The sequence below is a fragment of the Microbacterium daqui genome (genome assembly GCF_050408675.1).
Lineage (GTDB): Bacteria > Actinomycetota > Actinomycetes > Actinomycetales > Microbacteriaceae > Microbacterium.
Window position 1 is genome coordinate 15,886 of sequence record NZ_JBNTKF010000007.1, and the last position, 21,009, is coordinate 36,894.

12 protein-coding genes are annotated in these 21,009 nt (G+C 64.2%); 4 read left to right on the forward strand and 8 right to left on the reverse strand.

Annotation, left to right across the window (positions count from 1 at the left end):
* Positions 1-20 precede the first annotated feature (20 nt).
* On the reverse strand, positions 21-2,963 hold the full coding sequence (locus ACQUSY_RS06225; protein WP_428903646.1) for a UPF0182 family membrane protein: 2,943 nt from the start codon (positions 2,961-2,963) through the stop codon (positions 21-23).
* Positions 2,964-3,071: 108 nt separating this feature from the next.
* Positions 3,072-4,229, reverse strand: coding sequence for a YlbL family protein (locus ACQUSY_RS06230; RefSeq protein WP_428903647.1), 1,158 nt, complete (start codon positions 4,227-4,229; stop codon positions 3,072-3,074).
* Positions 4,230-4,356: 127 nt separating this feature from the next.
* Here ACQUSY_RS06230 and ACQUSY_RS06235 point away from each other — a divergent pair, with 127 nt between their 5' ends.
* Positions 4,357-5,814 carry a zinc-dependent metalloprotease gene (locus ACQUSY_RS06235; RefSeq protein WP_428903648.1) on the forward strand — a complete coding sequence of 486 codons (1,458 nt, stop codon included), beginning with the start codon at positions 4,357-4,359 and terminating at the stop codon, positions 5,812-5,814.
* A 781-nt stretch (positions 5,815-6,595) separates the two neighbouring features.
* Here the strand turns inward: ACQUSY_RS06235 and ACQUSY_RS06240 are convergent.
* Positions 6,596-8,314 carry an ATP-dependent helicase gene (locus ACQUSY_RS06240; RefSeq protein WP_428903649.1) on the reverse strand — a complete coding sequence of 573 codons (1,719 nt, stop codon included), beginning with the start codon at positions 8,312-8,314 and terminating at the stop codon, positions 6,596-6,598.
* Positions 8,299-9,186 (reverse strand): NAD(+) diphosphatase, encoded by an 888-nt coding sequence (gene nudC / locus ACQUSY_RS06245; RefSeq protein WP_428903650.1) that lies wholly within the window; start codon positions 9,184-9,186, stop codon positions 8,299-8,301. Before nudC ends, ACQUSY_RS06240 begins: the two co-directional genes overlap by 16 nt.
* A 62-nt stretch (positions 9,187-9,248) precedes the next feature.
* Between nudC and ACQUSY_RS06250 the strand changes: the two genes are divergently transcribed.
* Positions 9,249-10,649 carry a phosphotransferase gene (locus ACQUSY_RS06250; protein ID WP_428903651.1) on the forward strand — a complete coding sequence of 467 codons (1,401 nt, stop codon included), beginning with the start codon at positions 9,249-9,251 and terminating at the stop codon, positions 10,647-10,649.
* On the opposite strand, the gene ACQUSY_RS06255 is transcribed toward ACQUSY_RS06250, so the two are convergent.
* Positions 10,646-14,035, reverse strand: a complete 3,390-nt coding sequence (locus ACQUSY_RS06255) for an ATP-dependent helicase (protein ID WP_428903652.1) — start codon at positions 14,033-14,035, stop codon at positions 10,646-10,648. The two genes, ACQUSY_RS06250 and ACQUSY_RS06255, sit on opposite strands and share 4 nt — an antisense overlap.
* Positions 14,032-17,277, reverse strand: a complete 3,246-nt coding sequence (locus ACQUSY_RS06260; RefSeq protein ID WP_428903653.1) for a PD-(D/E)XK nuclease family protein — start codon at positions 17,275-17,277, stop codon at positions 14,032-14,034. The genes ACQUSY_RS06255 and ACQUSY_RS06260 overlap by 4 nt, the downstream gene beginning before the upstream one ends.
* 172 nt (positions 17,278-17,449) lie before the next feature.
* Between ACQUSY_RS06260 and ACQUSY_RS06265 the strand changes: the two genes are divergently transcribed.
* Complete coding sequence (locus tag ACQUSY_RS06265) at positions 17,450-17,674, forward strand: DUF3107 domain-containing protein (RefSeq protein WP_428903654.1); 225 nt, start codon at positions 17,450-17,452, stop codon at positions 17,672-17,674.
* Positions 17,675-17,742: 68 nt separating this feature from the next.
* Here ACQUSY_RS06265 and ACQUSY_RS06270 read toward each other — a convergent pair whose 3' ends face one another.
* Positions 17,743-18,456, reverse strand: a complete 714-nt coding sequence (locus ACQUSY_RS06270; RefSeq protein ID WP_428903655.1) for a ferritin-like fold-containing protein — start codon at positions 18,454-18,456, stop codon at positions 17,743-17,745.
* Positions 18,457-18,662: 206 nt separating this feature from the next.
* Between ACQUSY_RS06270 and ACQUSY_RS06275 the strand changes: the two genes are divergently transcribed.
* Positions 18,663-20,096, forward strand: coding sequence for a DEAD/DEAH box helicase (locus ACQUSY_RS06275; protein ID WP_428903656.1), 1,434 nt, complete (start codon positions 18,663-18,665; stop codon positions 20,094-20,096).
* On the opposite strand, the gene ACQUSY_RS06280 is transcribed toward ACQUSY_RS06275, so the two are convergent.
* Entirely contained in the window at positions 20,093-20,986 is an 894-nt protein-coding gene (locus ACQUSY_RS06280; protein WP_428903657.1) for a DUF817 domain-containing protein, read from the reverse strand. The genes ACQUSY_RS06275 and ACQUSY_RS06280 overlap by 4 nt on opposite strands.
* Positions 20,987-21,009: the final 23 nt, after the last annotated feature.

A 21,009-nucleotide genomic window follows, 5' to 3' on the forward strand; every position in this document is an offset into this window, starting at 1 on the left:
CCGCCCACTGTTGTGCAGACTTACTGGTTTTCGAGTGCGAGAAGCTTCTCGATCGCCTCAGTCAGCTTCTTGTCCGCCTCGGCGTAGGCGACCATGTCGCCAGCCTCAAGTGCTGCCTGCTTGGCAGCCAGCGCCTCAGATGCGTCTTTCAAGAGCTGCGCCTTGTCGGCGGCCGGCTCGTCGGTGGCACCCGGGTCCGGCGTTGCACTCGGGTCGGGGGTGCTGCCGCCCTGGTCATCCGGGTCGGGTTCGGTCGGAGGCGTGGTCGGCTCGGTCGGCGTCACGTCACCGTCACCGGTCTGAGCACCAGACTCACCGCCGAACAAGTCGTCCAGAGCCGCAGCCAGGGTGTCTTCGAACGCAACCTCGTCACCGAATGCGACGAGCACCTTACGGAGCACCGGAAGCTTCGTGCTACCCGAGGACTGCACGTAGACCGGCTGCACGTAGAGCAGACCGCCACCGACGGGCAGCGTCAGCAGGTTACCGCTGAGCACCTGCGAGTTACCCTGCTTCAACAGGTTCAATGCCGACGAAATTGCAGTGTCAGAGTCGAACGAGTTCTGCACCTGACCGGGGCCAGGAACCGTCGTGTCCGAGTTGATCTCGAGGAGTCTGAGCTTGCCGTAGCCCTCAGCCGGCTTACCCGCCTCGGAACCGGCGTCAGAGTCGACCGCGAGGTATCCCATCATGACCGAGCGCGAGTTCTGGCTCGATGCCGACGGGATGAACGTGGTGAACATCGAGTAGCTCGCCTCGTCCTGACCGGGCATCTTCATGGTCAGGTAGTACGGCGACTGCAGGTTCTGGTCCTTCTGCGGGTCGTTCGGCGTCTTCCAGACGTTGTCACCGCGGTAGAACGATGCTGCCGACTCGACGTGGTAAACACCGAGCATCGAGCGCTGCACCTTGAACAGGTCAGTCGGGTAGCGCACGTGGCTCATGAGCTCACCGCTCATCTCGCTCATCGGCTTGATGGTTCCGGGGTAAATCTTCTGCCACGTCTGCAGCACCGGGTCTTTATCGTCCCACGCGTAGAGCGTGACCGAACCGTCGTACGCGTCGACCGTAGCCTTAACCGAGTTACGGATGTAGTTGATGTTGTCGATCGCGAAACGCGGCTGATCGTTCGACGAGTCTTGAATCGCATTCGACAGGCTCACGTGGCTCGAGTACGGGTAGTTCGCGCTCGTCGTGTAGGCGTCAACGATCCAGACGATGCGGCCATCAACAACCGAGGGGTACGGGTCAGAGTCAACCGTCAGGTACGGAGCAACAGCTGCCACGCGGTCTGCGGGGTCGCGGTTGTAGAGAATCTGCGAATCTTCGTTCACGTAGTCAGAGAACAGAATCTGCTCTGACTGGAACTTCATCGCGTAGATAAGCTTCGTGAAGAAGTTGCCGATCTTCGGGCCACCGTCACCCGTGAAGGTGGTCTTCGTCTCGGTCTCGCCTTCCTTGCCACCACGCGGGTAGTCAATTTCGACGGGCTCGGTACCTTCCGGGGCACCAACGATCGAGTACAGCGGCGACTGCTCACCGAAGTACACGCGCGGCTCAAACTTCTCGTCAGACAAGAAGCCCTGCGCGGGAATACCGCGCTCCAAGAAGACGGGGTTGCCATCGGGCGTGCGCTTGTTACCAGCGGCAGCAACAATGCCGTAACCGTGGGTGTACACGATCGACGTGTTCTGCCAGTCGGACTGACCGAGCGCGCCAGTGTTCAGCTCACGAACCGACACCACGACGTCTTGGCTTTCGCCATCGATGTCGTAGCGGTCAACGTCCATCGTCTCTGCGAACTGGTAGTAGCCACGGTACTGTTCGATCTGCTTCACGGTCGGGCTGATGATTGCCGGGTCCATGATGCGAATCGAAGCGGTCGTCTCGGCGTCGGCGCGCAGCTGACCAGCGGTGGCCTCGGTCTCCGCCTTGAAGTCGGTGACTTCGAGATCGTCGATGCCGTACGCCTTCTGCGTCATGTCGATGTTGTGCTGGTAGTACTCCTCTTCCAGCGCAAGCTGGTTCGGCTTCACCTGCACCGTGTCAACAAACCACGGGTAGCCCATGCCGAGCACGAGGGAAGTGACCAGCAGCAGCGCGGTACCGATAAGCGGGTAGCGCCAGCGACCGACGATTGCGGTCACGATGAACAGCACGGCAACGACAACTGCGACGACCGACAGAATCGTCAGGCCCGGAATGACAGCGTTAGCGCCCGTGAAGCCGGGGCCGGTGATGCGGTCGCCTGCGCGCCTCTCAATGAGCGTCGCGTAGCGGTCCAGCCACAGGCTCACAGCCTGCAGTGCCAGGTAGAGGCCAGCAGTAACAGCGAGCTGAATGCGTGCGGCCTTCGAAATGCGCAGTTCACCGTTGCCGACACGAACGGAACCATAGAGGTACGACACAAAAGCGGTGACGAGCAGGCTGACAATTACGACGGCCGAAGCAAACGCGACGAGGCCGCGCCAGAACGGCAACGCGAACATGTAGAACGACAGGTCGAGACCGAACTGCGGGTCAACCTCACCGGAGCTCACGCTGGAGAAGAACAGCCACACCGTCTCCCACGTTGTTGCGGCGCTGAGGCCGGCAAACAGACCGAAGAAGATCGGGATACCCCACATCGCGAGTCGGCGCAGCGGTTCAACGACCTCCTGGTAGCGGTCCAGCTGTGAGCTGAGACGCGCGTAGACCGGGCGCAGGCGGTATGACAGGTTGATCGCAATAGCGACCGGTACTGCCATGCCGACGAAGCCGACGACGAACATGATCACGCGAGCGATCCACTGGGTCGTCAGCACGGAGGCGAATCCGAGCTGGTCAAACCAGAGGTAATCGGCAAACAGGTTGGAGAACAGGAAGAACGCCGCAACCAGCGCCGCGATGACAACGAGTGAAATGACAAGCACTCGTCGACCGGGGCTGGGCGCGTTCAGATTCGGCGCAGGGGTGGTGGTCACCGTTTCATCCTACGGAACCTCGCCTGGGCATGCGCCCGGTAGGCGTCCGCTCTCAGCGCACTCTCCGAAACGACTACTCCCGCATGGCCTTCGCTGAAGGCTCCGACGTTACTTCGAAGAGCAGCTCAGGAGCTTCGCGATGGCGTCTGTGTCGCCCTCGCCAATCGTCTCGACCGCGTCGCGTGCTTCGCTCAGCTTGGCCACCTTCACGACGGTCAACCCGTCGGGCACATGACCGACGACCTCGTTGCAGTTTGCCGCGGGCGCGAGGAAGTACTCGGAACCAGCACGCACCGCTCCCTGCATCTTCTGCTGGATGCCACCAATGGGCCCCACCTCGCCGACGTAGTTGATGGTTCCGGTGCCCGCAATCGACTTGCCGCCCGTCATCTCCCCCGGCGTCAGGCTGTCGATGATGCCGAGGGCAAAAATCATGCCGGCGCTCGGGCCGCCGATGTTTTCCAGCATGATCGAGACGTCAAACGGGAAGTCGTACGCGGGGCCTGCGCTGACACCGATCATCCAAATGGTTTCGCCGTCGGCGTCGCCCTTGACTGGTGTAATGACAACGTCTTGTGCCTCGCCGTCGCGGACGACGTTGACGGTGACGTCAGCCCCGTTGCCCGCCGCGATGGCGTCACGCATGTCGAGCACGTCTGCCACGGGAGTGCCGTTAATGCTGTTCACGACGTCGCCCACTTCGAGCTTGCCGACAGCGGCACCGTCATCAAGCACTTTTCCGATCTGTAGTTCAATCGGAACGTCGTAACCCAGCTCGATGAGCGCTGCCGCCGTCGCGTCGTGCTGTGAGTTCGCCATCATGAGCGCGTCTTGCTCTTGACGCTCTTCGCTGGTCTGCTCTTTCGGGAACACCTGGTCGATGTTCATGACGGCCTTGCTGGGGTCGAACCACGCCTGTGCGAGCTGGAACCAGTTGGGCGTGCTCTCGCGGTTGCCGACAATCTGCACCGTCGTCAGACTCAGCGCACCGCTCGTTTCGAAGGTCTCAACGTCAGCCGGCATCTCGATCAGGGGGATCTCGTTGCCGTCCGCGTCTTGCACCTCACCGAGCGTGTTGACGACGGGGCCGGGCTGACGAATGACGAAGCCGGAAGGAAGAATGCTCGCGAGAAACAGGCAAATGATCGCGATCGTGAGCGCGGTGATCCCTGTGATCGTGCGCTTACGGCGACGGGCTGCCGCCAGCGTCGCGTCGTCGGTCATCGTGACAGCGTCCGGCTGCCCAGAGTCATACGTGGGGATCACGTTTTCTTCCTTCCTTTCCCGCTCGTTCGCGGGAGGCGTACACGGATCCGGCGAGCAACCGCCAAGCGGCATAGCAGTGGGACTAGCGTAGAACGAGACCTGATCAACCTGCTGAAAGGCGGCTGAAGTGGCAGATAACGATTCTCCCGACCCCGAAGACTTTGAGGAACTCCTCCGCCAGCTTTTTGGTAGCGGCATGGGGGCGATCGACCCTGAGCAATTGCAACGTCTGACCGGTGGCGCGGTTGACCCCGCCATGCTGCAGCAGATGATGAGTAGCTTCCAGGGCATGTTCTCCGGCATGGCTGGCGCGGCCGGTGACACCGACGACGGCACCGTCATCAATTGGGAGACGGCCCAGCGTCAAGCGCTCCACATCGCGAATCAGAGTGGCCTCGGCATCACTACCGGCCAGCGCACCGATCTGGACCAGGCGTTTGTGCTTGCCAATTTGTGGCTCTCCGATGCCACCACGATTGCCGAGCTCACGCAGCCCGCCAAGACTCTGACGCGCGGCGAGTGGGTCGAGCACACGATGCCGGTCTGGCAAGAGCTTGCCGAACCGTTCGCAGCAACCATGACCAACTCGTTCATGTCGACGCTTGACGAGCAGGTGCCAGAAGAAATGAAGGGCATGATCGCCGGAGCCGGGCGTCTGATGCGCTCCCTCGGCGGTGCTGCCTACTCCACGCAACTGGGCCAGATCATCGGTCGCCTGTCCACTGAGGTGGTTGCCGGTGGCGACGTAGGTTTCCCGCTTCTGCCTTCCGGCGAAGCCGCGATTCTTCCGCAGAACTTTGCCGACTTTAAGTCCGGGCTCGAAGTCGCGGATGACCAATTGGCGCTGTACCTCGGCACGCGCGAGCTCGCGCACGCACGCTTGTTCCGTCACGCGAAATGGCTTCGCCTCCACGTCATCTCGCAGATCATCGAGTTCACTCGTGGTGTCGCGATCGACACGGAACGGGTCGAAGAAGCCGCCCGTGAATTCGATCCGGAGCACCCCGAACGTCTCGGCGAAATCCTGCAGAACGGGAGCTTCTTGAAGCCCGAGTCCGCTGAGCAGAAGGCTGCCCGCTCGCGCCTCGAGAACCTGATCGCCACGGTCGAAGGCTGGGTCGATGTCGTGACCACGGACGCCACGGCTCGTCTCCCCGAAGCTGTTCGCATCAGCGAGGCTGTGCGTCGCCGTCGCGCCGTCGGAAACCCCGCCGAAAAGGCACTCGGTTCGCTCATGCAGCTGGAGCTGCGCCCCCGCCGCCTCCGCGAAGCCGCCGCCATGTGGCGCGCCGTGACCGATGCCGTTGGCATCGCCGCTCGCGACGCTTTGTGGGACTACCCCGACTTCATGCCAACGGCGGAAGACATCGACGACCCGGCCGCGCTCATCGCACGTCTTCAGGCGAACGCCCGAGGCGACGAGCCGGTGCGCGACGAAATGGATGATGCTCTCGCGAAGCTCCTGGCTGGTGACGAAACGAGGCTGATTGAAGGCGAAGACGGAACCATCACGCCGCGTGAAACGGAACCGCCGGCTGATGAGGATGGTTCGGCAGAACCGCCGACCGGCCCCCACCCCGTCTAAGACAGATAACTGGCCACCCGCTGATTCGGCGGGTGGCCAGTTCTCCACAGATTGCCCTTGCGTTCACCGCAGGGATGCGGTCGCGCGCCATCATGAGGCATGACTTCAGAACGCCTCAGTCTCATCGCCCCGCCGCTCTGGCGCGACGACACCACGATGCAGTTCGGTGTGAGCGAGAGCGTGCACATCGAGCATCCGTCGCCGTGGCAGATCGAACTCCTCATGGCGCTCGAGCACGGCACCACGCGTTCCGAGCTCGGCCACCTCAGCACGCGTCTCGGGGTTACTCGGCAAGCGCCGGGGTTTCTCGACCACATCGCCTCGGCAATCGCCGTCACGACCGCACCCATTCGCGTCGGCGTCATCTCGCAGGGCACACCCACCGAAGACGCTGATGCCGCAGACGCCGCAGAAGCGTTGCGGTCGTTGCCGACGGCGACCTTCGACAGCACTCACCCCGAGGTCGTGTGGGTCGTTGCTCGCGACGTCGTGGTTCCGCGTTCATGTCGCGAACTCATGGCAACAGACACCACGCACCTCCCGATCGTGATCACCAGATCGAGCATCGTCGTTGGCCCCGTCATCACCCCCGGAGTCAGTGCGTGCGCGTCATGCCTTGCCCTGCACGAAACCGACCGCGATGCCGCATGGCCGGTGCTCGCCTCTCAGCTCGTGGCGCGGTGGGCGCAACCATTGGGTGCGGCCACGTGGGGTGAGGTTGCGCGCACGGCAACACGGCTGATGGCGATGCCAGCCTCGGCCGAATCGGTGGGCTACGAGCTCAGCGCGATGAACCAGCCACGCGTCCGGCAGTACCAACTGCACGCAGACTGCGGCTGCCAATCTCCTGCAGGAAACGCGAGGGCGAACGGCGCTGACGACCTTCGCCACGAGCCCACGACAACGCCAGCGTGCGCGCCGCTCGCGTGACGGCAACGTACGCGAGGCGGCGTTCTTCGTCGACCGCGTCGAACCCCTGCGCGTAGGCAATCGGCAACAGGCCCTCCGACCACCCGACGCTGTGCACGTGCTCCCACTCCAGGCCCTTAGCCGCGTGCATCGTCGCGAGCGTCACGGTCTGCAGCACCGGTTCGTGCTGATCCTTGCTTCGCGCCAGAAGGTCTTCGGCGAAAGCCGCCAACGTGGTTCCGGGCGGCGCTTCTTCAGCCAAACGCAACAGCGCGCGACGGGATTCCCACGCGTCGCGAAGCGCACCCCCCGCTTCGGGCGGCGTTTCGGTCAGGCCGTCTTCGGCCAGCACCGTGCGCACCGTCGGCAAGAAGCCGTGGTTGTTGGGGGCGATCGCGGCTCCGCGAAGCTTCAGTACGGCACTGCGCACTTCGGGCAGGTCAAAGAACCGCCGACCACCCATCACCGTGCACGCAATGCCCTGTGTGGCAAGCGCCTGCAGGAGCGGCGCGGACTGCGCCTGCGCGCGGTACAGCACTGCGATGGAAGCCGGTGAGACGCCCTGCTGAATCTGCTTGCGAATCGCCAGCGCAACGCCCGCGGCTTCATCGTGCTCAGTTTCGTAGGCCGTCACTGCCGGAGTCGGCGACTCGGTCTCCGCCGACGGGGTCAGCGTGAGCGCGCCCTCGCGGCCGCGCATCAGATCGTTGGCCACCGCAAGAATGGCACCGTCGGAGCGGTAGTTGCGTTCCAGCTTCACGACCGTGGCATCGGGGTATTCCCGCCCAAAGTCGAGGAGGTAGCGGTTATCAGCGCCGGCGAACGAGAAGATCGTCTGGCTCGCGTCACCCACGACACAAATGTCGCGGCGCTCCCCCAGCCAGAGCTTGAGCAGGTGATGCTGCAACGGCGAAACGTCCTGGTACTCGTCGACCGTGAAGTGCCGGTACTGTTCCCGGATCGCGGCAGCAACACGTGGTTCCGCCTCGATCATTCCGGCGCATGCCAGAAGCACATCTTCAAAGTCGAGTTGGCGACGCTCATCTTTGAGCTTTTCGTAGGCGTGCTGCACGCGCGTCATGGCTTCGGTCGACAGGTGAGCCGCGCTACGACCCGTGGCGGCGTACTGCTCGATCGAGCGCATCTGCACTTTGCGCCACTCGATTTCGCTGGCGATGTCGCGCAGTGCTGGCGTGCTCAGTGACATGCCGATGCCATCGGCGGCGTGGGCAAGCAGTCGAACCTTGTTATCGACGATGTTCGGCGCATTTTCGCCGCCAGACACCTGGGGCCAGAAGAAGTTGAGCTGCGACAGCGCAGCAGAGTGGAACGTGCGTGCCGCAACACCCGGCACGCCGAGTGCCCGCAACCGCCCGCGCATTTCACCGGCAGCCTTCGACGTGAAGGTAACGGCCATCATGCGGTTCGGGCTGTAGGCGCCGGTGTCGACGCCGTGCGCGATACGTCGCGTGATGACACGCGTCTTGCCGGTACCGGCACCGGCCATGACGCAAACGGGCCCGCGCAGGGTGCCTGCGGCTAGACGTTGCTGGTCGTCGAGTCCGTCAAGCACGCTCACGAGTGGGCCCACGACGAGATCAGTGCGTAAGCGATGGAGGCGGAACCAGGGAGAATGACGTCAGATTCGCCAGCGTACGCGGCGCGAACTTCAGCCTTCGTGAACCAGCGCACTTCCAGAATCTCTTCGCCGTCGGCCTGGGCCGCTTCGGCGGCGTTGACGTCGGCGAAGAAGCCGAGCATCAACGAACGCGGGTAGGGCCACGCTTGCGATCCGAAGTAGCGCACGCCGTGCACGGCGACCCCGGCTTCTTCGGCCACCTCGCGGTGAACGGCAGACTCGAGCGATTCACCAGCTTCAACGAATCCGGCAAAGCACGAGAACCGGTTGCTCGCCCACAGCGCGTTGCTACCGAGCAGAATATGGTCGTCGTCAACAACGGCGACGATGATGGCGGGGTCGGTTCGCGGGAAGTGCTGACGACCACAGTCGTTGCACTCGCGCATCCAACCGGCCTGCTTGAGGGTGGTGGCGGAACCACAAAATGCGCAGAACGGGGCATCGACGTACCAGCGGGCGAGGCTCAGTGCCTCAACGAAAACATCGGCATCGAAGGCAGGAATGTCGCCGCCGCAGACGCGCAGGCTCTGCCATTCGCCGCCCATTTCGTCAACGGTCGTGCCCTCGTCAGGCACGCAGACGACATAGTTCAGGCCGTTGGCGGCACCGAGAAAGCCCCAGTTCGCGCTGCCTTCAATCGCAAACGGTGATCGGGCGGCCAGCGTTCCGGCTGGTGAAAACAAGGTCTCATCGCCACGGACAACAATGACGCGCGTTGCCGGGTCTTCCTGCAACGTCGCCATCAGATCGTCTTGCGTGCGTCGCTCGGCAGCACGATCAAGAACAGATCGCGAGAGCGGCGGCAAGAACTTCTCGGTACGCATCGACTACCTTTCTCGCCGGAGTGGCGCGTGCTGACATGCGGCTGGCCGCATACCCTGGGGACATGGCACGCTCACCTCTCACTCTAGCCGCGTCCGTCAGCGCAGCCCTTCCGGGTGCGGAGGCCACGAGGGTGCAGGCCCTGACGACTCATTCGGCCGGGCGCAACGAGTCCGCCGTTGTCACGCTGACCGATGGTCGCACCGTTGTGGTGCGTATCCCCGTCGAGGAGAGCACCGCGAGCGAGCTCGCCACCGAGGCCCTCGCCCTGCGCGCCCTCACCGACGGTGCCCGCGCTCTCGCTGACTTCCTCATTCCCGAGTTTCTTGGTTCCGCCGCCACTCCCCCGTCCCGCGCATTTGTGACCACGTTCGTGCCGGGATACCAGGTCGACACCGCGCAGATCCCGGCGGGCCCGGGAGTCGCGTACTCCCTGGGCGCGACGCTCGCGCAGGTGCACGCCCTGCCCATTTCGATCGTGCGTAATGCGGGCTTGCCGGCGCGCACGGCGCAGGAGGTTCGGGCCGATCTCGAAAAGGTTGTCGAAGAAGCATCGGCGACCGGGCGTGTTCCGGTTCGTCTCATGGTGCGGTGGCGTGAAGCATTGGGCAATGACGCGCTGTGGCAGTTTCAGCCGACGATTACGCTCGGCGGCGCCGACGCGCTGGCGTTCGTCTACCACGACATTGACGACGTCCCCACGGTCGCTGGCGTGATCGACTGGCACAGCTTGAGCATTGGCGACCCGGCCGTTGACCTGCAGTTCTTGCAGACGGCCCCCGATGCCGCCGACTCCGTTCTTGACGCGTACCGGGCGCGTGCCGCGCGGGCTGGCGACGAATACTTGCGTGCCCGCGCTCGCCTGCACGCCGAGCTTGAGTTTGCCCGCTGGCTCCTGCATGGCCGTGACACCCACGATGACGCGATCATGGACGACGCTGGGGCCATGCTCGACTCGCTCGCCGAGAACGTGCGTGAGGAAGATCTCATGCCCCTCGACGACAAGATCGACCTCAATGACGCGCTGGCAGCGATGTCGAACCTGCCGGAACGTGCTCCCGTCGGCGACACCTCGATGCACACCGACGCCTACGATCCGGAAGAGCTCGCACTCTCTGGCGTCTCACAGTCTGAACTCAGCGCCGTTGACCCGGCACGCGAATCGCGCGTTCGCGCCGCGGCAGCAGACACGCAAGCGCTGAGCCGGGAAGAGCTGTTGGCCGCTGACGCTGATTTGCGCGAGAGCGCCGGAACCAACGGCGCGGCAAAGAAGCACACGACCGGTGAGATCGTGGCTGAGGCCAGTGCCGACCTGCCGTTTGGCTTGGAGCCGCTCGAAGAGGAAGACCCGAACGCGACACAACCGTTGTCGCCGGAGGCCCTCGCCATCATCACGAACGATCAGGAAGAGGCGGCACGCGCTGCGCGCGCCGCGATCGACCGCTGGAAAACGGGCCCGATCTAACCGACGCTCGCCGGCTGCGGCACGCTTTCGCGATTCGCGAGTGCTGCCCGCCACCGCTGTTTGAGTTCGTCTTCGGTTGCCGGGTTTTCTTCCCGCAGGATGAGGTTGTCGCCGACGTAAAACAACGCGGCATCAATGTCATCGAGGGGCACACCGTGGGCCTTGTGGTAGGCCAGACGGTACTGCGCGAGCTGAAGCATACGCTCGTCGCGCTCCTTCTTGGTCACGGGTGGCTTGCCCGTCTTCCAGTCCACGATTTCAATGCGACCGCCACGGTCGTCGCGGCGATAGACGGCATCGAGCTTGCAGATGATGATGTGGGAATCTGCGCCGTCTCCGGGCTCGAATAGGTAGTTCACTTCGGTCTCGACGGCGATCGGCTGTAGATCAGCCCACTCGCTTGCGAGGAAGATCGTGCGCAGCTCGGTGAGCCGTTCTTCGTCTTCGCGCGCAACCGTTGTCATCTCCGCTTCGTCGTCGCGCTCCCACGTGCCGTCGTCGAGTGACGCCGCGGTCGCCACGAGGTCAGAACGTTGCTCGACCCACTGGTGGAAGAGCGTGCCGATTCGGGTCTGTCGGTACGGACGCTCCGGCATCGGCCGCAGCACATCGGCAGTCGTCGCGTCGAACGCCGTGACGTAGTCCTTGAACCGCGACGCCGGAATACGCGTGGGCGGCGTGAGTGCGAGCGTACGAGAACGGGCCTCGCGTTCGGCGAGCAGGAGCGCCAGCACGCCGTCTTTTTCCGCCGGTTCGGCGTCGCGCACCGCGCTTGCCGCTGCTTCGACCTGTGGCCGACGGCTTCCCAGCGCATCGAGCGGCCATTGCAACGTGCGGCCCTCAGCTCCGGCGGGGTTCTCCCCTTCCGGCTCGTCGGGTGGCATCTCATCGTCCCGGCCGAGCGCGGTCAGCATTTCAGCGAGGTAGCGGCTGGGCTTGCGGTGCTTGGACTGCCCACCCCAGAACGAGCCCGACAGCATGAGGGCGCTCCGGGCACGCGTCACCGCGACGTACGCGAGACGACGCTCTTCCTTCTCCTGGTGATCGCGCTCCTGCTCCTTGAACGTCTTCACGGCGTCGTTGACTACCTTCGTGGTCGTCGTCTCATCAACGCTGAGGTCGAGTTGCGGGAGCGCCGCACGGTCGCCGCGGAACGCATACGGCAGCGTTCCGAACGACAGCCAGCCCATGGTTCCGCCAGTCTTTGGCAGTTCGTCTGCAACGAGGCGCACGACGGCAACCGCATCCCATTCGAGACCTTTGGAACCGTGAATCGTGAGCAATTGCACGACGCCCGGCTCGGGCGGCTCGGTACGCGGCATGAGCTCGTCGGTTTCTTCAGCGTGATCGAGCCAGGCCAGCAGCGACGCGATTGTGCCACGGTCATCGGCGGCGAGGAAGCTGCGCACTTCGTCGACGAACGCACGCAACTGCGTGAGTGCGATTCGTGCCGGGCCACGGGATTCGTTGGCGGCGAGTTCGACATCGAGGCGCAATTCGAGCTCGATCTGGCGGATGATCTCCGGAATCGACGTGCCCGCACCCCGTCGCAGGCGCTCGAACATCGCCCCTGCCTCCTTGAGACGCGCGCGGCCCTCGGGCGTGAAATCACGCAGCAGCCCGTGCTCGCTGCCGACGGCGCGCACGAACTCGAGGGCGTCAATGATCGACAACTGTTCATCGGCACCGGCCGAGCCGCGAAGCTTCGCGATCATCTCCGCGGGCAGCTTGCCGAGCGACTCATCACGTTGCGACAGTGTCGACGCGAGCGCGTGTAGCGCCGCCATGTCAGCAACGCCGATGGCGAAACGCGGGCCCACCAACAGGCGAATCAGCGCCGAACCCTGAGTGGGGTCAGACATGACGCGCAGGGCGCACACCACGTCGAGTACTTCGGGCGTTGACAGCAGGCCACCGAGACCGAGAATGCGGTGTGGAACGCCGTGGCGGCCGAGCGCTTCGGCGAATGCCTGCATGTGGCGCTTCGCGCGGAACAGGATGGCACCGGTCTGTTCGGTGCCGGTGGCGGCACGGTGTGCGGCTCGAGATTCACGGAACCACGTGGCTACGGCGTCGGCTTCGTCGTCGATGCTCTCTTCAAAACGGCACTCGATGGTTCCGTCTTTCGCTCCGGGGCGCGCATCAAGCTCTCCAACGGTGATCTTCGTCTGGTGGCGGAGCGGCTCGAGCAGGGCGTTAGCGGCACGAAGAATCGACGTGTCGTTGCGCCACGAAATCATCAGCGAGTAGTTGGCCGCCGGGGTTTCGCGGGCGAATGCGGCGGCGAATGCGTCGAGGTTATCGGCGCTGGCACCGCGCCAACCGTAGATCGATTGGAATGGGTCGCCGACCGCCATGACCGGGTGGTCGTGGAAGATCGCGCTCAGCAGCTGGGTCTGAATGACGGACGTGTCTTGGTACTCATCGAGCAATACAACGCGGAATTGTTCGCGGAGGTTCTGGGCGACAACCGGTGCAGCCTCAATGATTTCGAGGGCGCCGGCGACCTGATCGGCGAAGTCGAGCACTCCGCGAGCGTCTTTGGCGGCGGCATATTCTTGCGCGAGTTGCGCGAGCAGCGGCATCGCCGAGAGTGCCTCAATACCCTTTGCCGGGTCGGAGGTTTTCGCCGTGATGATGGGTCGCAATGCTTCGGCGGTGGCCTGCGAATACTGCGCAACTGCGGTCAGGTCGGCACGGTGATCGAGGGCGTCGCCGGCGAGCTTTTGCACGGTGTTGACGATCGTGCTGAACGCGCGATCGGCTTCGGCGAGGCGCGCATCATTGGAGCGCACCACAACGCTGCGTGCAAGCAACCATGAGCCGGCGGTCGACAGGAGCGCGGCTTCGCTGTCGCGGCCGATACGAGCCGCGTTCTCGCGCACAATCGAATCGGCGAACGAGTTGTACGTTGCGACGCGCGGGCGCAACAACATGTCGTCAGACGCGGGTGCGCTGGCTGCCGAATACCCGGTTTGATAGCGGTCGGCGAGGCTATCGAGAGCCTGCGCAAAGTTGCGCGGCTCCACCTTGTCCAAAAAGCCGAGCTCCACGATTTCGGGCAGGTGCGGGAGCAACCCGCGCCGCTTGAACTCGTCAATGCGAGCGAGGCGCACCATGATGCGTTCGGCCAACTCCCCCGCGGCCTTGCGGGTGAACGTCAGACCCAGGATTTCATCGCGCTGCACGTGGCCGTTGGCGACGAGCCACACCACGCGCGCCGACATCGTTTCGGTCTTGCCACTGCCGGCACCAGCCACGACGAGTGCCGGCGTCGGGGGCGCCTCGATGACACGCTGCTGGTCAGCGGTCGGAATGGGCAGGCCGAGCGCCTGTGCGATCGTGGCTGCGCTGAGGGACAGCGGGCCGGTCCAGGTTGTCGTCATGATGCGCTCACCGCGCCCACCGTGTGGATGCGGCACACCGCGAACCTCTCGTCGTTACAGTGCGTGTCAATGTTGGCTGTGAAGGAGTCAGACGCCATCGTTTGCGCGCTGTGAACCACTTGCGCGATAAACGCGGCTTGCTGCTCCGCCGTCATCGATGGCTGGTGCGCAATGCGGTAGTGCGTGTCTTTCAACGTTTGTGAAATCACGACGAGCCGAGCGCCGGCCCCCTCATCGGGAGCAACGTTATTGACGGCGCCCGCCCGCACCGCGAGCTGGTAGGCCGCGAGCTGCGGATCTTCGGTCACCTTGTCGTTGCTGACGCGCTTTTCGCTCTTGCCGGTCTTCAGGTCGACAATGACGACGCGGTCTTGCCCCTCGCGCTCTGAGTCGAACGGGAGCGCCTCGCCGAGCTTCGCAGGGTACCGCTCGACACGGTCAATCGACCCGCGCACGACAGCCGCGGGCAATGCGGGGGCGTCGTCGCCACGCACATAGACGTCTGCCGGCGACGTGGCAGAAAACGGCACCACGACTTCGAACTCAGCCTCCGCCTCGACACGCTGGCCCTCGTTCTTGCGGAAGTTCTTTTCGTAGGCCGCGAGGCGTTCGATGAGCGTTGCCGCCCACTTCTTTTCTTTCTCCGCGATCCAGTCCGCTTCGAACTCCAGCTCGGGCCATCGGCTCTCGACAATGGCCGTCAGTGCCGCGATGTTGCCATCCGGAACCTCCTCCATCGCCGCGTGCAGAATGGTTCCGAGCCCCGTTGAGAAACTGCTCGTGTTGCCGCCGAGCGAGCGAATTGCCCAGTCCACCGGGCAGTCGTGCAGGTTCTTCATGCGAGACGGCGACACCGAAACCGTGGCGCGCTCCGGGTCGCGCAGTGGCGTGATCGATGAGAGGGGCGCGACGCCGTACCACTGCTGCGGATCAGCGCCCGGAACCCCCTCGTGCGCCAAGAGGGCAAGCTCGGTCGTTGCCTGGGTGCGTGTCACTTCATCGACAGTTGCCGGGTCACTCGTGAGGGTGCGCCGGTGCTGTGCGACGAGTCCGCGTAGCGTCAGCGGGTGCTCAACGAGGTCGTCGTTGAATGACGGCTCGGGCAAAAACGCGAACAGCGCGCTCGGGCCCGTGTCATCGTCGTCGACCGCCGTCACCACAAGACGCGAGCGCGCGCGCGAAACGGCACGCACAAACAACCGCAGCTCATCGTGCAGTGCAACCTTGCGGCGGTCAGTAGCGGGCGTCGGCGTGTGGTGATCGTCCAGCCGGAACGCTTCAACCGCCCCGGGCAACTGCCACGTGTCGAGCAGAGTGCCGCGCAACCGCACGTTGGGCCACACACCGTCTTGCACGCCCGCGATGATCACCGCTTCATACTCGGCGCCGAGCGCCGTTGCGGGGGTCATGACGGTGACGGAACCAGCACGCGCGGGTGAAGCGAGTGAATCTTCTGGCACGTCGCTGCCGAGCAGTTCACGGATAAACGCTTCAGCACCGGCTTCGGGCGCGCGCTCGACGGCGCGTTTGGCCGCGTCGAACAGGGCGACGAGGGCATCGAGCGAGCGTGAGGCTTCAGCCGCCGTCGCACCGGTGCCAGCCGACTGTTCGCGCCACACTTCGGCGAGCGGCCGCCCGAAAATGCGTGCGCTCTCCCACACCAGCCACAGCAGGTCGTGAGCGGTGTCGCCTCGGAGATATGCCTCGCGCGCGTTCGCTAACGTCTGCGCGAGGCGCTCCGCGGCGCGAGCCTCGGGGGTGTCAATAACGCTCAACTCGAGCGGTGATGCGACGGCGCGTGCCAATAGCGCAACCGCACCCGTGGTTCCGCCCGCCGCCAACTCGCGGTGACGGAGTCGAGCTCGCAAGCGACGCAGACCCACCGCGTCGAGCCCACCAAACGGCGACAGCAACGCGAGCGCAAGCTCTTCGCCATCCCACTCCTCCGGCACCGTCATGGCGATTTTCAGCAGACGCAGGATGTCGCGCACCGTGGCCTCCCGGCCGAGCGGACGTTGGATTCCGGCGGCACGGGTCGGAACCTCGCGGGCGGCCAGCTCGGTCTCCAGCGTCGAGACCTGGCGGGTGTCGTGCGCGAGCACCGCCATGCTCTCCCACGCGATGCCGTGCAGAACGTGCCATTCGCGCAGGGTGCGCGCGATGATGTCGGCTTCGGCGTACGGACTATCGGCGAGGCGGGCAATGACGGAACCATCGGGCTCGGGTGCGTCGCCGGGTGGACGACGGTGCTCCACGCGCCCGGAAACACCAATCGCCTGGGTGAGAGAACGCGTGACGTGTACGAGGGCATCACTCTGCCGGTGCGCGCCCGTGAGCACGTACAGCGTGACGAGTTCGGCCGCGAGCTCAGCAAAAAGCTGCGGAGTCGCGCCGCGGAAGGAGCCCGAGCTGATGTCAGGGTCACCGAATGCCAAGACGGCGACACCTCGGCTTCGCAACGCGCGCAGCAGGTCGATGCCGCCGCGCGTCAGTTCTTGCGCGTCGTCGACAAGAACAACGCGCAAGCGTGCGAGAGCGCCGAGCGCTGCACCGTCAGCACCGGCGTCACGCACAATCTGCGCAGCCTCAGAAATGAGTTCAGCCGACTCGCGATGCGCGGAGCGCATGTGCGCCAAGACCGCGCGGTAATCGGCAAGGAAGGACGCGATCGCCGCCCAGTTTTCGTTGCCGCTCTGCGTCGCAATGGCCGCGAGCTCGGTGGCGTCAATGTCAAGCTGCGCGCACTCCGCGAGAAACGCGCGGAGCTCGGAGCGAAACACTTGCGAGCCGCGAGCAGCCGGCGGTAGCGAATCGGGCCAGCGGAACGTACCCACTGCTTCGTCTTCAGCATCGCTGGCCAGCAGGTCGGCGATCAGGCGGTCTTGATCAGCACCGGTGAGCAGTTGCGGCGGCGGGGCCGACGTGTAGGCGGCTGCGGCCCGCACAACCTGGAACGCCAGGGACCCGACGGAACGCGCGAGGGCTCCGGGCGTCGCGATCGCGGTTTGCACGCCCAAAACGTCACGCACGCGGGTCGCCGTTTGGCGCGACGGCGTGAGCACAATAATCTCGTCGGCAGACACATCGTGCGACTCCAACAGGCGTCGCGCACGCTCCACGACCACGCGCGTCTTGCCCGCGCCGGGCGCCCCAATAACGACGCCGCTCGCCATCGTGGGCAGCGTCACGACGTCGTTTTGCGAGGAATCCCACACGGGTGTGGGCGCGGCAGCTTCGGGCATGATTCCACGGTAGCCGCAGCCTCCGACATCGTGGCTCTGCACCCGCAGTCTTCGTGGTTCCGCACCCGCAAAATTGCGGCGTTCGCCCTCAGCGTTCAGCGGGGCTGACGTCGTTCGCTACCGTTAGGCTGGTCACGTGGCCCCACGATGGGGCACTACGAAGGGATTAACCGTGGAGATTCGCGTCGGCATTGCCAACATCGGTCGTGAGCTGAGCTTCGAAACCGATTCCCCCGCAGACGAAATTCGCGCAGCCGTCGCTGACGCACTCGAGTCGAAGGCCGCATCGGTCTCGTTTACCGATTCGAAGGGCAGCAGCTACATCGTGCCCACCGCGTCGCTCGCCTACGTTGAAATCGGAACCGAAGAGTCCCGTCGCGTCGGATTCGTCGCGTAACGAAGCTTTTATAAAAGAGGCAGGCACCACACAAGGTGCCTGCCTCTTTTGTTGCTTGGGCGGGAAGCCTAAGAAGCGAGTCCCATCGCATCCATGCGGCGGGCGTGGCTTCCCATCAGCGCCGTGAACACGGGTTCTACGCGCTCTTCGTCTTCGGTGTCGAGTCGCTCGGATGCGAGAGCACCGCGGGCGACCAGCAGGGTGTCGCCGACGAGGCGACGCCCCCACATCGACAGCAGCCAGCGCCACTCGTCGTCGCTCGTGATGGTCTGGTGAATGATGTCGGCGATCTGCGCGCGGTCGTTATCGACGCCGAGAATTCGTGCGACGCGACGGCCCGTGTCGCCGTAGCTGGAGGCGAGGGCAAGGTAGAAATCGTCGAGCATGCCTGCGGTGATGTGTACCGAGAGCATCGTTTCGCGCGGCCGCTTGCCAATCGTCTTGCGACGGAAGGCATCGAGCTCTTCGCGGAACGGCGACATCAGCGCAGTCGGCTCTTTACCGCGCTCGACAATGAGGTCGGTAAGGCCGCGGTGCTTGGTGAGGGCCGCGCCCGCCGCTCGAGACAGGGCCTCTTTCTCGTCGAGGTTGTCGGTGGCGCGAATGAGTCGCGTGATCGTCTCGAAGTAGCCGAGCTGCAAATAGGCGGCCTGCCCCAAGAACCGATCGATATCGGGAGCAAGCTCCGCAAAATCAACTCGTACGGCGTCACCAAAGTCGCCGCGCGATCGCAATGTGAGCGCTTTGCCCTCAGGCCGGCGCTGCCAGAACCACTTCACCACGTGTTCAGCCTAGTTGCCCCGGCCCTCGGCCGTGGCTATTCACGCGGTGGCTGACACGCAGAAATCGGCTGGTCATCGGGCGGCGCGCCCGCCTCCGGTACGATGGAACGGTTCCAGCGTTGGATTGGAACCCCCGCGCCCGGAGCTGAGAGAACGGCGTGGACCACTGAGCGGCAGACTTTCACTGCCAGACAGGCGCACATTACGTGACCACTTTCTCTGACCTGGGTATTGACCAGGACATCGTCGACGCGCTCGCAGCGCGCGGCATCACCGAAGCTTTCCCAATCCAGGAGCAGACCATTCCGCTCTCGATGCCTGGCCAAGACGTTATTGGCCAGGCAAAGACCGGAACCGGCAAGACATTTGGTTTCGGAATCCCCGTCGTACAGCGCATTGGCGCGAATCCGGAACCCGGCGTCAAGGCGCTCATCGTGGTTCCGACTCGTGAACTTGCCGTGCAGGTTTACGAGGACATGGACCTTCTGACCTCGAACCGTGCGACGAGCGTTGTCGCGATTTATGGCGGCAAGGCATACGAAGGCCAGATCGACCAGCTGAAGGCTGGCGCGCAGATCGTTGTTGGTACGCCGGGTCGTCTCATCGACCTCGCTAACCAGCGCCTGCTGAACCTCAGCGAAGCGACCGAGGTCGTGCTCGATGAGGCTGACAAGATGCTTGACCTCGGGTTCCTTCCCGACATCGAGAAGATCTTCTCGAAGGTTCCGGCTAAGCGTCACACGCAGTTGTTCTCGGCAACCATGCCGGGCACGATCGTGACGTTGGCTCGTCGCTTCATGTCGAACCCGATTCACATTCGTGCGACGGACCCCGACGAGGGCCTGACGCAGGCGAACATCAACCACCTCGTATACCGCGCGCACTCGCTCGACAAAGACGAGGTCATCGCCCGCATCCTGCAGGCTGAGGGTCGCGAAAAGGTCGTCATCTTCACGCGCACGAAGCGCGCCGCCCAGAAGCTTGTCGACGAGCTCGGTGACCGTGGTTTCAACGCCGCCGCCGTGCACGGCGACATGAGCCAAGAGTCGCGTGAGCGCTCGATGGCCGCATTCAAGGCCGGTAAGCGTGACGTGCTGATCGCGACCGACGTCGCCGCCCGTGGTATCGACGTTGACGATGTCACGCACGTCATCAACCACACGATTCCGGACGACGAGAAAACGTACCTGCACCGCGCTGGCCGTACCGGTCGCGCGGGTCGCACGGGTACCGCTGTCACGTTCGTTGACTGGGAAGACTTGCACAAGTGGGCGCTCATCAACCGCGCCCTCGAGTTCGGTCAGCCCGAGCCGACCGAGACCTACTCGTCGAGCCCGCACCTGCACACCGACCTGAACATTCCGGCCGGAACCAAGGGTCGCATCCGCAAGGCACCGACGACGCAGGCCGTGCAGACGCAGAAGCCGAAGCGTGATGGCGATGCTCCGCGTCGTCGTCGCAGCGGTGAGGGCGCAGCTGCCGGAACCACGGGTGCAGCTGAGCACACTGCTGGCGAGGGTGCAGGAACGCACGACGGCAAGGGTAGCGAACACCACGATGGCAACCCGGCACCGCAGCGCCGTCGCCGCCGTCGTCGTCCGTCCAGCGGTGGCGCACCGCAGGGTGGTGGAGCGGCTTAAGACTCCAACTTTTCCTCCGTGTCAGCTTCGGCTGGCACGGAGGTTTTTTGTTTCCGGGGCGGGTACACGAGCGTCACGAGCACAACCGAAATGATCATCAACAGGAACCAACTCGAGAGTTTCGACAGCGACACCATTTGCCAGCCGTCGAGCTGATTCGGGTAAAGCCACGCGCCCGCACCCGTCCCGATGTTCTCGGCGATCCAGATGAAGCCCGCGGCACCGACGAAGATCACGATGAGCGGCAGTTTGACGCGTCGGCGCCAGAACCGCGCGTGCATGATCGTCGGGCCCCACAGCGCCACAACGGCCGCCGTGAGCCACCAGCGCATGTCGGCGATCCAATGGTGCGTGAAGAAGTTCGCATAGATCAGCGCGGCAACGATCGCGGTGATCCACACCGGCGGGTAGCGCGTGAATGTGAGGTCGAAGAGCCGGTACACGCGCACCAGATATGAACCAACGGCCGCGTACATAAAGCCGGAGAACAGCGGAACAGCGGCGATCCGCAAGAACCCCTCGGCTTCGTATTGCCAAGAGCCGACGTCTGTCTTGAACAGCTCCATGACGGTTCCGACCACGTGGAAAATCATGATGACCCAGAGCTCTCGCCCCGCCTCGAGCCGCGTGACCAGCATCACAATCTGAATGGCGATCGCAATCAGTGTCAGCAGGTCGTTGCGGGTGAGCGCGAGGTCGGCCGGGTACAGCGTACGTACCAGCACGATCGCGACCAGCAGCAGCACACCGAACAGGCAGGCCCAGGCTTGTTTGACGAGAAAAACGCCAAACTCGACAACGCCGGCACGAAAACCGGTCGTCGGCGTGGACGCCAAGATGCGGCGCGCCCACGCATCAATGCGTTGTTCGAGCCGAGTAGGTTGCAGCACGCGCTCACCGTAACGCACCTCAC